The organism is Halococcus sp. AFM35 (assembly GCF_051195015.1).
Classification (GTDB): Archaea; Halobacteriota; Halobacteria; order Halobacteriales; family Halococcaceae; genus Halococcus.
The window spans coordinates 74638-86871 of sequence record NZ_JBNTJU010000002.1; the positions used below are offsets into that span (position 1 = coordinate 74638).

The 12234-nt window shown below is 65.3% G+C and carries 15 protein-coding genes; 6 read left to right on the forward strand and 9 right to left on the reverse strand.

Annotation, left to right across the window (positions count from 1 at the left end):
* Positions 1 to 3: 3 nt before the first annotated feature.
* The 4 genes from ACQUQO_RS02070 to ACQUQO_RS02085 all read right to left on the reverse strand — a co-directional run bounded on the left by ACQUQO_RS02070 (position 4) and on the right by ACQUQO_RS02085 (position 2398).
* Entirely contained in the window at positions 4 to 396 is a 393-nt protein-coding gene (locus ACQUQO_RS02070; protein WP_435076278.1) for a hypothetical protein, read from the reverse strand.
* Positions 393 to 770 carry a helix-turn-helix domain-containing protein gene (locus ACQUQO_RS02075; protein ID WP_435076279.1) on the reverse strand — a complete coding sequence of 126 codons (378 nt, stop codon included), beginning with the start codon at positions 768 to 770 and terminating at the stop codon, positions 393 to 395. The genes ACQUQO_RS02070 and ACQUQO_RS02075 overlap by 4 nt, the downstream gene beginning before the upstream one ends.
* 96 nt (positions 771 to 866) lie before the next feature.
* A complete protein-coding gene (locus tag ACQUQO_RS02080; protein WP_435076280.1) occupies positions 867 to 1931 on the reverse strand; it encodes a DHH family phosphoesterase in 1065 nt (354 codons plus the stop codon).
* A 38-nt stretch (positions 1932 to 1969) separates the two neighbouring features.
* A complete protein-coding gene (locus ACQUQO_RS02085) occupies positions 1970 to 2398 on the reverse strand; it encodes a universal stress protein (RefSeq protein WP_435076281.1) in 429 nt (142 codons plus the stop codon).
* An 81-nt stretch (positions 2399 to 2479) separates the two neighbouring features.
* Between ACQUQO_RS02085 and ACQUQO_RS02090 the strand changes: the two genes are divergently transcribed.
* Positions 2480 to 2920 (forward strand): universal stress protein, encoded by a 441-nt coding sequence (locus tag ACQUQO_RS02090; RefSeq protein WP_435076282.1) that lies wholly within the window; start codon positions 2480 to 2482, stop codon positions 2918 to 2920.
* Position 2921: 1 nt separating this feature from the next.
* On the opposite strand, the gene ACQUQO_RS02095 is transcribed toward ACQUQO_RS02090, so the two are convergent.
* The 3 genes from ACQUQO_RS02095 to ACQUQO_RS02105 all read right to left on the reverse strand — a co-directional run bounded on the left by ACQUQO_RS02095 (position 2922) and on the right by ACQUQO_RS02105 (position 3988).
* A complete protein-coding gene (locus tag ACQUQO_RS02095; protein ID WP_435076283.1) occupies positions 2922 to 3053 on the reverse strand; it encodes a hypothetical protein in 132 nt (43 codons plus the stop codon).
* Between the two features lie 63 nt (positions 3054 to 3116).
* Positions 3117 to 3635, reverse strand: a complete 519-nt coding sequence (locus ACQUQO_RS02100; protein WP_435076284.1) for a GNAT family N-acetyltransferase — start codon at positions 3633 to 3635, stop codon at positions 3117 to 3119.
* Positions 3632 to 3988, reverse strand: coding sequence for a universal stress protein (locus ACQUQO_RS02105; protein ID WP_435076285.1), 357 nt, complete (start codon positions 3986 to 3988; stop codon positions 3632 to 3634). Before ACQUQO_RS02105 ends, ACQUQO_RS02100 begins: the two co-directional genes overlap by 4 nt.
* Positions 3989 to 4021: 33 nt before the next feature.
* Between ACQUQO_RS02105 and ACQUQO_RS02110 the strand changes: the two genes are divergently transcribed.
* Positions 4022 to 4690 (forward strand): DUF5806 family protein, encoded by a 669-nt coding sequence (locus ACQUQO_RS02110; RefSeq protein WP_435076286.1) that lies wholly within the window; start codon positions 4022 to 4024, stop codon positions 4688 to 4690.
* 21 nt (positions 4691 to 4711) lie between these two features.
* Here ACQUQO_RS02110 and ACQUQO_RS02115 read toward each other — a convergent pair whose 3' ends face one another.
* Positions 4712 to 5236: a hypothetical protein gene (locus tag ACQUQO_RS02115; RefSeq protein WP_435076287.1), complete on the reverse strand. Its 525-nt coding sequence runs from the start codon at positions 5234 to 5236 to the stop codon at positions 4712 to 4714.
* An 88-nt stretch (positions 5237 to 5324) separates the two neighbouring features.
* A complete protein-coding gene (locus tag ACQUQO_RS02120) occupies positions 5325 to 5774 on the reverse strand; it encodes a DUF7529 family protein (RefSeq protein ID WP_435076288.1) in 450 nt (149 codons plus the stop codon).
* Positions 5775 to 5855: 81 nt separating this feature from the next.
* Between ACQUQO_RS02120 and ACQUQO_RS02125 the strand changes: the two genes are divergently transcribed.
* Genes ACQUQO_RS02125 through ACQUQO_RS02140 form a run of 4 tightly spaced genes read left to right on the forward strand, consistent with a single transcriptional unit; the run spans position 5856 to position 12233 of the window.
* Positions 5856 to 8330, forward strand: coding sequence for a dipeptide ABC transporter ATP-binding protein (locus ACQUQO_RS02125; protein WP_435076289.1), 2475 nt, complete (start codon positions 5856 to 5858; stop codon positions 8328 to 8330).
* A gap of 56 nt (positions 8331 to 8386) precedes the next feature.
* Entirely contained in the window at positions 8387 to 10150 is a 1764-nt protein-coding gene (locus tag ACQUQO_RS02130; RefSeq protein WP_435076290.1) for an ABC transporter substrate-binding protein, read from the forward strand.
* 21 nt (positions 10151 to 10171) lie between these two features.
* Positions 10172 to 11281 (forward strand): ABC transporter permease, encoded by a 1110-nt coding sequence (locus ACQUQO_RS02135; RefSeq protein WP_435076291.1) that lies wholly within the window; start codon positions 10172 to 10174, stop codon positions 11279 to 11281.
* 16 nt (positions 11282 to 11297) lie between these two features.
* A complete protein-coding gene (locus tag ACQUQO_RS02140; RefSeq protein WP_435076292.1) occupies positions 11298 to 12233 on the forward strand; it encodes an ABC transporter permease in 936 nt (311 codons plus the stop codon).
* The last annotated feature ends 1 nt before the right edge of the window (position 12234 follow it).

Consider the following 12234-nt stretch of genomic DNA (forward strand, 5'->3'; position numbering starts at 1 on the left):
CGCTCACCGAACGGTTGCGCCTATTCGATTACTCTTGCTCATCGCTGTTTCGTGCCGAGAGATAGCCGACGAGATGCTCGAATACGGTGTCCACGATGGCTGGCCGCAGTCGTCCATAACCGACGCGATGTCGGCGTGGTCGCGGGTCACGAGCAGCCACGGATAGGCGTACGACCGTCGTGGCAGTCCGCCGGCAGCCCAGTCGTCCGGGTCGAGTGCCAGCGCTTCGTCTCGGCGGGTGGTCGAGAGCGCGACACCGGCGAACTGGCGGTCGGCGAACGGGTGTGTTTCGTTGCTCAACACGAGAAACGGTCGTTCCGGTTCCGAGTCCTCCGCACTCTTGAACGGGTCGAGACCCCAGACGACCGCACCGCGCCGGAACGAACGGTCGTTCATCCGTCGTCCGCGTCGCTGCGTGCCGATTCGAGTTCCGCCTCGCTCGCGGCGTGGTCTGCCCATTCGCTCCACTTCTCCTCGCCGAGCAGTTCGTTCAAGTAGGCGTCCTCGGCGCATGCCCTGAAGGCGCTTGCCACCCGCTCGCGGTCGTCGGTGATGGCCCAGTATGGCTCCCGATGGCGGACCAACTCGCGCGACTTCAGCCGCGAGAGATTTGTCCCGATGGTGTTCGGGTCGATATCGAGCGCCTCGGCGATTTCGGCGCGCGTGAACGCCTGCTCGTCGTGAGCGAGGAGAAACTGGACGATGCGTTCGCTAGTGGGACGCTCGCGGAGTTCTTCGCCGTCCTCGAAGCGGTCGATGCCAATGGGCATGGGGTGTACTTGGTGTGCTGCTGTAATAGCTGTTCTGCCGTGCTACCGCTCGTGACGCATCGCTCTCTCGACGCAATCGAGCTGTTGGTGGTCGACTCACTCCACGTCGAGCCGCCCGAACGTTTCGAGAATCACCTGTTTGGTCACCGCACCGCGGGTCGTCCAGTGGTGGGCGTAGTCCAGCATGTCGCCGTAGATGTCGGGTTTGCAGCCGGCGGCTTTCGGATGCCCGCCCCCATTCACCTGTTCGGCGACCTCGTGGCAGCGCTCGAAGCCCTCGGAGCCGCGAATCGAGGCGCTTCCCGATGGCTTGACCACGACGGCGGCGTCGGCTCCCGCCTCGCGGAGGGCCTCACAGACCTCGTTCTGTGAACAGCGCCCGTAGGTGACGCCGACGGTCCACGGGCCGCTCTCTTCGAATTCAGCTCGCTCGACTGCCCGCTCGATGAGCGCCTCCTTCTCGACGCGGCGCTCGTCGAGATACTCCTCGACCTCGGTGGGGAGGTCCACGCCGTGCTCGGCGATGACACCGACGTACTCCTCGGGGTCGGCCCAGTAGGCGAAATCCGCGAGGTCGTCGCTTCTCGGGTCCTCGCGCAGCCAGAGGTCGTGGTCGCGGGTCACGGCGGCGAGTTCCGCCCACCGGGGGTCGAACTCGTAGTCGAGCGCCCCGAGAGCGACGTCCGCCGAGCACTCCTCGTCGGACTCGCCGACGACGAGGCGCGCGTGATTGCGTACTTTCTCCATGTCCTCCCCGTCCCACTGGTGGTGGTCGAACCAACTCACCATACTGGCGCGCTCGGAAAGGCGCTCGAACTGGCCGGCAATGTAGTGGAAATCGTCGGGGACGAGGTCACAGACGAACACCCGTGCATCCGGTTCGAGGTGGTCGGCCACGCGGTCGATGGCGTCGCTCAACTCGTGCGGGCCGGCCGGGACGAGCACAGTAGTGCCGAACGCCTCGCGAAGCAGCGCCACGCAGGCCAGCCCGTCGGCGTCGGGGTCGGCGATGACCACCCGTTCGGCACCGGTGACGGTGTCACGGGTCTCGCGCTCGGCTCGCTCGGCGTCGAACGAGTCGGGGGAGAAGAACCCCGCACCCGGCAGCAGCGACTTCCGGGCCAGCGGAAGCTCCTCGTCGTCGATGAGTCGGTCGTTCATGCCCTCCCAATGCTACCGCCGCCGAAGTACTCCCCGATTCACGTTGCCGTTTCGAGCTGGCGGACGGTGAGCACCGGCACCGGCGAATCCCTGACGAGCGCCTCGGCGACGCTGCCGAGGACGAAGCGGTACTCGCCGTGTCGCCCGCGCGTGCCCGTCGCCACGAGGTCGGCGTCGTGCTCGGCGGCGTAGCGCTGGATCTCCTCGGCGGGATGGCCTTCACGGACGGCCGTCGTCACGTTCCCGTCGGCTTCCCGGACGTTTGCGAGGGCCGCCTCGCCGCTGTCTTCGAGCGATTCTCGGAGGTGCTCGCGGACGTCTTCGGGTGCGGCGGCGACGTCGCCCTCCTCGACGACGTACAGCGCATGCACGGCAGCGTCGAAGCGGTTGGCGAGGTCGAGCGCGGCCATGACTGCTCGCTCCGCGCTCTGTGAGCCGTCGGTTGCGATGACCACGGTCTCGAACATACGTCCGATTTCGTTTCCCATGTGATAAAGCTCGCGTGCTGCACTCGGTGGGTTTTTGCGTGCCGACTGTGATTGCCTTCCATGACGCTCGCGGTCGAGACCGTCCTCGCTCCAGTCGACGGTAGCGACGCATCCATGCGTGCCGTCGAATACGCCCTCGCTATCGCCGAACGCTACGACGCCGGCGTCCACGCGCTCTACGTCGTCAACGAGGAGCGCGCCCGTGATGCCGCCTTCGGCGACAGCGACGAGGACATCGCCGCCGCCAGCGAGGCGTTCATCGACGAAGCCCGCGCGCTCGCGCCAGAGTCCGTTCCCCTCACCCACTCCTCGGCTTACGGCTTCTCGCCGACGATGAAGACCCGCCATCCGGGCAGCGTGGTGCTCGACGCCGCCGAGGACGTCGCGGTCGATTTCATCGTCGTCCCGCGCGAACCGGTCTCGGGCAAGCCCGACGAACCGCTCGGGCGCGCCGCCGAGTACGTCCTCCAGTACGCGACCCAGCCCGTGCTTTCGGTCTGAGTCAGGCTGCCCGGTCGTGTGCGGGTCGGCTTTCGCTGTGTTCGGCCCGGATATGCCGCTTCAGTGCATCGCGCCTGTCCGAGTCGATTTCGATGACCGCCTCACAGAACGGACAGCGTTGGTACGGCGACATGTGTCCGGTAGGGGGCCGACGACCCTAACGCTGTGGCATGCGGTTGCATGTCTCAGATATGAGTTACAGTCGCAGCGACATCTCCATCTCGAAGCTTTCGGTGTCGCAGGTCTCGAAGCCGAACTTCCGGTAGAGGGCGATTGCGGCCCCGTTCCAGCGCTCGACGGTGAGCCAGACGCGCTCTGCACCCTCGGCTCCGGCGTGGCCCAACAACCCTTCGAGCAGCCGCGAGCCGATGCCGGCCTGCTGGTGGGTGTCGAGGACGAAGATGGCGAGTTCGTGGGCATCGTCGCCGTCGGGGACGAGCGTCGCGTGGCCGACACACTTCTCGCCGTGGGTGGCGACGACGTTGTGACTGCTCTCCAGGATGGTGTCGAGCCACTCCTCGATTGCGCCGCGTTCGGCCGGCGGGATGCCCTGAGCGCGGTCCGCGGGGTCGAAGGAGACGTACATCTCGACCAGCGCCGCGCGGTCGTCGTCGGTGTACACACCGATCTCGATGTCGCGGTCGTGGGCATCGGTGAACGCGATTGGCGGACGCTCGAAGTCGCCGGCGCGCTCGTCGGGATAGGGTCGGGTCATCGGGCGAGCGTCACCGACGTATCGGCGTTCATGAGGACGAACTCGGTCGTCGAACTGAACGAGAGCTTTCCGGTCGGGGTGCGCTCGCCGCCGCTGACGACGAGTCTGTCGAACCGCCCGTTGTCCGCTAGCTCGACCAGTTCACCCTCGCCATCGACGTGTTCGACCGTTCCATCGATTCCGGCGTCGGTGAGCGTCTCGCGGACGCGGCGCGTGGTCGCTGCCGTGTCGTCGAGCACGCCCGCGACGAGCGCCACCGTGAGGTCGTCGCCGGCCTCGCGCGCTCGGTTGATGGCGCGCTCGAAGACGGCGAAGGCGTCGTCGCTTCCGTCGATGCCCACTACGACGTTCATGCCGAGCGATGGAGCGGTCGGGCCAAAACCGTTGTGTTGGTCACCTCGGGACACGACACGCTTTTTCCCGCCCGCTCGCAATCCCGAGTGATGACCGAGGACTCGCCATCGCCCACAGCACCCGCCGACGGCGACGACCCCGAAATCCCCGAGGACGTGCGGCGGTACGAGCGATTCACGAAGATGGACGGCGCGCGCTACGAGCGCGCCAACGACTTCCTGCGCGAGCGCACGTATATCACCGCCCGCGAGTGGGCCATCGCCCGACTGTGTGCGGATTTCCGGACCGAGACCGGCGTCGAGATGACGAAAATCGGCGAGCATCTCCCGGAACTCGTCCCCTTCATGACCGACACCTACACGCCCCAAGCCGTGAATCAGGCCCGCGCTGCCTTCGAGGAGAAGGTCCGCAAAGCGGGAGCAACCTTCCTCTATGGCGCGATGTGTGACTTCTTCACCGCCGAGCAGCTCGACGACGTGATGTACGAGGCGACCGAAGTGGCGAAGTTCCTGCTCGAAGTCGAGGGTGTCGACCTCGCGGTCGGCGAGGAACTCGAAAGCGAGGAGCGCATCTCCAGTACGATGCGGGAGGTGCGCGCCCGGAGCGCGGCGCTGCGCCACGACGAACTCAGCTGTCCGCACTGCGGCGAGGAGTTCACCGCGAGCGACGCCGACGACGCCGAACACACGACTACCGAGTGAGGTCGGCACGGGGCATCGCCCTCAGTACGACAGCACTTGGTCGAGCACTTCGACGTAGAGGGCGTAGTAGGTCCCGCCGCGCTTGAGGTACATCGTCATCGACTCCTGTCTCTGCTGGTGGTCCGAAATGCGCTCGACCAGTGCCTCGAAGTCGGCCGATGGCTCGCAGGCTGCGACGCCGCCCTCCTCGATGACGCTGCGGGCGATTGCTTTCTCTCCGGGTGGCAGTTCCGAGAACACCACGGGTGTGTGGCCGTCGCCGATGGTCGTGGTCGTCCGCTGCACGCGAATGACGCTGTCGTACATCCCGCTCGGTGTGTGCTCGCAGTTCGTGGTTCGTGTCCACTCGACGGTCCCGTTGCCCTCGGATATGGCGGTCGCCGTGGCCGGTTCCGTGGTGGTGCTCCTCGTCGGCGCGGTCGGTGCTGGCGTCGTGGCCGCCGGTCCCGTTTCCGTGGCCTGCTCGTCGGTGCCCGCACTGCCCTGTAGGCAGCCCGCGACGGCAACCGTCCCGACGACCCCCGAGAGGAACGCACGGCGGTGCATACCCGGATTGCGCCGGGTTTCGGTAAATGCTTTCTCCCGACTGCCATCCGCGTCAAGCGGTCGCTCCGTATCGAACGGTGTGGACTACTCAGAAGAGGTCCGGCTCCTCATAGCTGAAGGTCACGGCGCGGTCGTCGGCCAGCGGGCGGATGTGGGTGTACAGCACGCCGTCGTCACCGATGTGTCGCTTCACCCGTTCGATATCGTCGCGCTCGTAGTAGGTCGGACAGCAGACCGCGCGCTCGTCGTCGGTGTCTTCGAGGACGACCAGCGCGAAGACCATTTCCGACTCAGCGGCGCGATAGACCTCGTATGACCCGAAGGTCGCCTCGGCAGCGAGCGCTTCTAGCTCCTCGAACTCGCTGCCGGGGACGAGCACATCGAGTCCGTGCTGGTCGTCAATTACTGTGACGTCGCCGGGGTGGAGTTCGAGAACCTCCCAGTCCGCTTCGCGGTAGCCCTCGGCGGTGGCTTCCATGTCGGCGATGACGTCCTCCCAGTGCCCCGCCACGCGCTCGGCCGGATCGTTCTCGGACACAGGGTTCGTGTGTGACTGGCGACCAAAAGCCTTCCTTTCGGTTGCGGCAAATCTATATACCACGGTTGCAAACCCCTCGGCGTGAGCGACCTTCTCTCGATATCGGGCCTGCGGACCCAGTTCGCCACCGACCGTGGCACCGTCAAGGCGGTCGACGGTCTCGACCTCACAGTCCGGGAGGGCGAAACCGTCGGACTGGTCGGCGAGAGCGGTTCGGGCAAGTCGGTGACGGCGCTGTCGGCGATGGGACTGGTCGACGACCCTGGAACCGTGGCCGACGGTACGGTCGAATTTCACGACGCGGACCTCGCGCGGTCGTTCGCCGACGAGTATGGGGCCGGGTTCGCCGACCCCAACGCCGGAACCGTCGACCTGACGCGCGCACCCGAGAACGCGATGCGCACCGTACGAGGTGGCGAGATGAGCATGATATTTCAGGACCCGATGACCTCGCTCAATCCCGCCGTCCCCGTCGGTGAGCAGGTCGCTGAAAGTCTCCGACTCCACCAGTACGGCGGCCAAAAGAAGGACTCGTGGCTCAATGCCGTCCGCGAAATCCTTCCTAAAACCGGTTCCGAGATGGACGAGGCGGTGCTCGAAGACACCATCGAGATGCTCGCCGAGGTCGGTATCCCCGAACCCGCTGCCCGCGTCGAGGAGTATCCCCACGAGTTCTCGGGCGGGATGCGCCAGCGGGTGCTCATCGCCATCGCGCTCGCCTGTCGACCGCAGCTCCTGATCGCCGACGAACCCACGACCGCGCTCGACGTGACGATTCAAGCCCAGATTCTCGACCTCATCAACGACCTCCAGGACGAGTTCGGGATGTCCGTGCTGTTCATCACCCACGACCTCGGGGTCGTCGCCGAGACCTGCGACCGGGTGGCGGTGATGTACGCCGGCGATATCGTCGAGGAGGGGCCGGTCGAGGAGATATTCCACAATCCCAGCCATCCCTACACCTACACGCTGCTCGAATCGGTTCCCCGGGAGGACACCGACCGGCTGACGCCAATCGAGGGGAACGTTCCCGACCTCGTGGACCTTCCCGATGGGTGCTCGTTCGCACCGCGGTGTCCGTGGGCACAGGAAGAATGCCGCGAGGGTGGGATTCCGTACCTCCAGCACGGTCCCGACGTGGTGGACCACCGCGCGAAATGCATCCTGGAGGACTTCGATACGAGCGAGTACGGGACCGAGGAAGGCATACGGGCCGATAGCGAGTCAACCAGCCCGTCCGATGCTGCCGAGCCGCTGCTCGCGGTCGATGGCCTGGAGAAACACTTCTCGCAGGCCGACGACCTGCTCGATTCGTGGTTCGGCGGCGGGGCGAAGCCGGTGCGGGCGGTCGACGGCGTCGACTTCGAGGTCTATGAGGGCGAAACCCTTGGACTAGTGGGCGAGTCCGGCTGTGGAAAATCGACGACCGGGCGGTCGATCCTCCGGCTGCTCGACCCCACCGACGGGCGGGTCGTCTTCGCCGGCGAGGACCTCGGTGACCTCGACAGGGACGAACTGCGCGCCAAGCGCCGCGAGATGCAGATGATATTCCAGGACCCGCTGTCGAGCCTCGACCCGCGGATGAACGTGGGCGCGACCATCGCCGAACCCCTGAAAATCCACGACCTGCCCGACTCCGAGAGTGGCTCGACACGGAAGAGTCGGCGCGAGCGCGTCGAGGAACTCATGGAAGCCGTCGGTCTCGACACCTCCCAACTCGACCGCTATCCCCACGAACTCTCGGGCGGCCAGCGCCAGCGCGTCGGCATCGCCCGTGCCTTGGCTGTCGACCCCGATTTCATCGTCTGTGACGAACCCGTTTCGGCGCTCGACGTCTCCGTGCAGGCCCAAATACTGAACCTCCTTGAGGACCTCCAGGAGGAGTTCGGACTCACATTCTTATTCATCGCCCACGACCTCTCGGTGGTGCGGCATATCTGCGACCGCGTGGCCGTGATGTATCTCGGCGAAATCGTCGAAGTCGCGGGCACCCAAGAGCTGTTCGCCGACCCGAAACACCCCTATACGCGAGCACTGCTGTCGGCGATTCCCGAACCCGACCCGACCGACGACACCGACAGGGTGGTGCTCGAAGGCGACGTGCCGAGCCCCATCGACCCGCCCTCCGGCTGTCGGTTCCACACCCGCTGTCCGTCGGTCATTCCGCCCGAGGAACTGGACGTTTCCCAAGAGGCCTACCGCGAGGTGATGGATTATCGCCAGCGCGTCGAGAGCCAATCGATTTCGGTCGCGGACGTGCGGGCCGAAACCGACGCCGAACGGGTGGCGACGGTCGCGGCCGACGGTGGCACGAGCGTGCCGACGGGCGCGTTCTGGGAGCACTTCTTCGACCACGGTGACGCCCTCGACGAGCAGTCACGAACGGTCATCGAGGACTCCGTCGAGCGGGTCGTCGCCGACGACTGGGCGGGGGCGGCCGCACGGCTCCGCGAGCGCTTCGAGAGCGTCTGTGAACGCGAGCAACCAGTGCTCCAGGACGAGGCCCACCCCGCCGCCTGTCACCTCTACGAGCAGCCCGACGACCGCCCGCGCTGACGGCCGTCGCAATTCTTTCCGGTACTCTTATTATGCCACTCTCGTCAGTACCGTCCATGCCATTCGATAGCGAAACTGACAGGCGCTCTTTCCTCAAGGCGGCCGGCGGCGCGGCGGCCGCCGCCACGGTTGCCGGCTGCCTCGACAGCGGTGGCTCCGGTGGCAACGGGTCGGGCGGCAACGGCTCCGGTGGCGGTGGCTCGGGTGGCAACGGCTCCGGCGGAAGCGGCGGGGGTGGCGGACAGAGCGGCGGCACGCTCACCTACGCCCGCGGCGACCACCCCTCGAACTACGACCCTCACCAGTCGACCAGCGGCGAAGTGGCGAAGGTCACCGACCAGGTGTTCAGCCACCTCATCGCGTTCGTCCCCGGCAGCGGCGGGAAGCTCACCGCCGGGCTGGCGAAGAACTACGAACTGAACGGCAAGACGGTGACGCTCGAACTCCGGCAGGGCGCGACCTTCCACAACGGCGAAGAGTTCACCGCGGCGGATTTCAAGGCCACCTACCGTCGGTTCGTCGACGACAGCTACCAGTACTATCTCGGCAAGGATTCGGTGTCGGGCACCCCCTCGGGCTACGCCTCGGTCACGTACGGCAACTGGATCAAATCCGTCACCGCGAAGGGCAAATACGACCTCGAAATCGAACTCAAACAGAAGTACGCGCCGATACTGCGCAACCTCGGGATGTTCCCCTCGGCGGTGCTCTCGAAGAAACAGATCGAGAGCCTCGGCAAGAAGCAGAACCAGCTCGGCAAGAACCCCATCGGGACCGGCCCGTTCACCTTCGAAGAGTTGGACAACGGCAACCAGCGCGTGCTGCTCGGCAAAAACGGCGACTACTGGAAGAAGGGACCGTATCTCGACCGGGTCATCTTCACGACCATCGGCCAGAACTCCACGCGCGCGCAGGCGGTCATCAACGGCGACGCCCACATCATCGACGGCATCGGCGCACAGGCCTCGAAACAGCTCCAGAACGCCGACAGTGCCTCCCTGCTCCAGAAGGACGGCATCAACATCGGCTACATGGCGATGAACATGGAGCGCTTCGAACCCTTCAGAAAGAAGAAGGTCCGCCAAGCCGTGAGCTACGCGGTCAACACCAAGGCCATCGTCGACGACATCTACGAGGGCTTCGCTTCGCAGGCCGACCAGCCGCTCCCGCCGACCGTCCTCGGCTACAACGACTCCATCGATCCCTACTCGAACGACAAGGAGAAAGCACAGCAGCTGCTTGAGGAGGCTGGCGAAAGCGGTCTCAGTTTCGAGCTGGCGACGTTCTCGAACCCGCGCGGCTACAACCCTTCACCTGTGCAGACCGCCCAGCAGGTCAAATCCGACCTCTCGGACATCGGCGTCTCGGTGTCCATCAACCAGTTCTCGACGTTTTCCTCCTACCTCGAATACACCTATGCGGGGAAACACGACGCCTGCTTTTTGGGCTGGTATACCGACAACGCCGACCCGGACAATTTCGATTACGTGTTGCTTCACCCGGGCGTCGACAAATCGAAGATTCCCGACGGCCAAGACTGGGTGAGCTTCGACACGGAGGGCTACAACACCAACAACGCCTCGGCGTGGGCCAACCGGAAGTTCATGGACCTCACCGAGCGCGGGCAGAAAACGTACGAAACCTCGAAACGCAAATCAATCTATCAAGAGGCCAGCAAGGTCGCCCACGACGAGGCCCCATGGGTGTTCGTCGACTACGCGAAGACGCTCCGCGGCCTCAACGAAGCCGTCGACCAATCGACGTTCACTCTCTCGTCGATCAACAACCCATATCTCGAATCGGTAAAGCTCAAACAGTAGTCACCCACAGGAACGATCTACATGGTCTCGACGCGGTTCATCGCAAAACGTCTCCTCCTGTTGGTGCCGGTGTTGTTCGGGGTGGCGACGGTCGTCTTCGGCATCCTCCACCTCGCACCGGGCGACCCGGCACGGGTCATCCTCGGCCAGCGCGCGCCGACCCAGCAGGTCGTCGAGCTGCGGCGTGAACTCGGCCTGAACGACCCCATCTGGGTGCAGTACGGCCGATTTCTCGCCGACACTGCCCGGTTCGACTTCGGACAGTCCTACCAGATAGCCAGCGGCACCCCCGTCTGGGAGGTGCTCGCCGACCGCCTGCCGGTGACAATCGAACTCGCGCTGTACGGCCAGTTCGCCGCCATTCTGTTGGGGATTCCCCTCGGCGTGCTCTCGGCGGTCAAACAGGACTCGCTGACCGACCACGTCACCCGCATCGGCGCGCTGACGGGTATCTCGGTTCCCATCTTCTGGAGCGGTCCGTTGGTTCTCCTGGTCTTTGCGACCTACCTCGGCTGGTTCCCGACGAGCGGGCGCATCGGCAGCACCTTCTTCCTCGAAGAGCACTGGGTGCTGTTCGGCACGCAGCTCCCGCTGACGGGGATGGTGACGGTCGATACGTTCATCCTCGATACCGGCGCGTTCGTCCAGTCGATACTCTACGGCGAGGGTCTCGGTGCGTTCGCGTCGCTGACCGAATACTACGCCTCGTTCATCTCGGCGGTCCAACACCTGTTCCTGCCGGTGTTGACGCTCGGCATCTACTCGATGGCGCTGCTGTCGCGGATGATGCGCTCGTCGATGCTCGAAGTCATCCGGCAGGACTACATCCGCACCGCGCGCGCCAAGGGCCAAGGCGAGAAGATCACGCTGCTGAAACACGGCCTCCGAAACGCGCTCATTCCCGTGATTACCGTCATCGGTATCCAGTTCGGCACGCTGCTGGGCGGTGCGGTGCTCACCGAGACGGTCTTCGGCATCGGCGGCATCGGCCAGTTGCTCGTCGCGGCCATCGGCGCGACCGACTACCCGCTCGTCCAGGGCACGGTGTTGGTGTTCGCGCTGCTCTTTACGCTCGTGAATCTCGGCGTCGACATCACCTACAGCTACCTCGACCCACGCATCCAACAATGAGAGGCGACTCACGATAATGGCGACCGAAACCACTACCACCACGGCAGAGCGCCGGGGCGTCATCGGGCGGCTGCGCGCCTCGCCGTTCCTCTCGGAACTGCTCTCGAACCGGCTCGCGGTCGTCGGCCTGAGCATCATCCTCGGGATGGTGCTCCTCGGCGTCTACGCCCGGCTGTTCATCGACCTCGGAGCCATTTCTCAGTCGCGGCTCGGGGCGTATCCGAACAAGGCTCCGCCGGGCTGGCTCGGTTCCGCGGCGCTCGACCAGTTCCTCTTCGGCACCGACGCCGCCGCACGTGACATCTTCAAGCGGGTGCTGTACGGCGCGTGGCTGGCGCTGAAGTTCGGCGTGCTGGTCGTCGGGTCCTCCACAGTACTGGGAATCTCGCTCGGTATCATCGCGGCGTACTACGGCGATGTCGTCGACAACGTGGTGATGCGGACGATGGACGTCTTCCTTGCCTTTCCATCACTCTTGCTGGCGCTTGCACTGGTCGCCATCTTCGGGGCGGGGCTGTCGAAAGTCGTCATCGCGCTCACGCTGGTCTATACGCCGCGCTTTGCGCGCGTCGTCCGCGGGGCGGCGCTCAAAGTACTGGAAGACGAGTACATCGACGCCACGGTGGCCCTCGGCGCGCGCGACCCCCGCGTGCTCGTCCGGCACGTGCTGCCGAACTGTCTCGCGCCGATTACCGTCCAGAGCACGCTGAACTTCGGACTCGCCATCATCGACCTCGCGGCGCTGTCCTTCCTCGGGTTCGGCGCGCAGGCCGGCACGCCGTCGTGGGGGTTGATGTTGAAAAACGGCGTCAGCAACGGGCTGCTGACCGGCGATTGGTGGCTGTCCTTTTTCCCCGGCCTGTTCCTCGCAGTCACGGTGCTCGGGTTCAACCTGCTTGGCGACGGGATGCGCGACGCGCTCGACCCACGGATGCGCGAGACCGTCGAGTGAG

Bases quoted from the DNA above. Each gene is read 5' to 3' on its own strand.
- ACQUQO_RS02080 (WP_435076280.1), bottom strand. From the start codon at position 1,931: ATGAACGACCGACTCATCGACGACGAGGAGCTTCCGCTGGCCCGGAAG.
- ACQUQO_RS02130 (WP_435076290.1), top strand. From the start codon at position 8,387: ATGCCATTCGATAGCGAAACTGACAGGCGCTCTTTCCTCAAGGCGGCC.
- ACQUQO_RS02140 (WP_435076292.1), top strand. From the start codon at position 11,298: ATGGCGACCGAAACCACTACCACCACGGCAGAGCGCCGGGGCGTCATC.
- ACQUQO_RS02085 (WP_435076281.1), bottom strand. From the start codon at position 2,398: ATGTTCGAGACCGTGGTCATCGCAACCGACGGCTCACAGAGCGCGGAG.
- ACQUQO_RS02115 (WP_435076287.1), bottom strand. From the start codon at position 5,236: ATGCACCGCCGTGCGTTCCTCTCGGGGGTCGTCGGGACGGTTGCCGTC.
- ACQUQO_RS02095 (WP_435076283.1), bottom strand. From the start codon at position 3,053: ATGTCGCCGTACCAACGCTGTCCGTTCTGTGAGGCGGTCATCGAAATC.
- ACQUQO_RS02100 (WP_435076284.1), bottom strand. From the start codon at position 3,635: ATGACCCGACCCTATCCCGACGAGCGCGCCGGCGACTTCGAGCGTCCG.
- ACQUQO_RS02075 (WP_435076279.1), bottom strand. From the start codon at position 770: ATGCCCATTGGCATCGACCGCTTCGAGGACGGCGAAGAACTCCGCGAG.
- ACQUQO_RS02135 (WP_435076291.1), top strand. From the start codon at position 10,172: ATGGTCTCGACGCGGTTCATCGCAAAACGTCTCCTCCTGTTGGTGCCG.
- ACQUQO_RS02105 (WP_435076285.1), bottom strand. From the start codon at position 3,988: ATGAACGTCGTAGTGGGCATCGACGGAAGCGACGACGCCTTCGCCGTC.
- ACQUQO_RS02070 (WP_435076278.1), bottom strand. From the start codon at position 396: ATGAACGACCGTTCGTTCCGGCGCGGTGCGGTCGTCTGGGGTCTCGAC.
- ACQUQO_RS02090 (WP_435076282.1), top strand. From the start codon at position 2,480: ATGACGCTCGCGGTCGAGACCGTCCTCGCTCCAGTCGACGGTAGCGAC.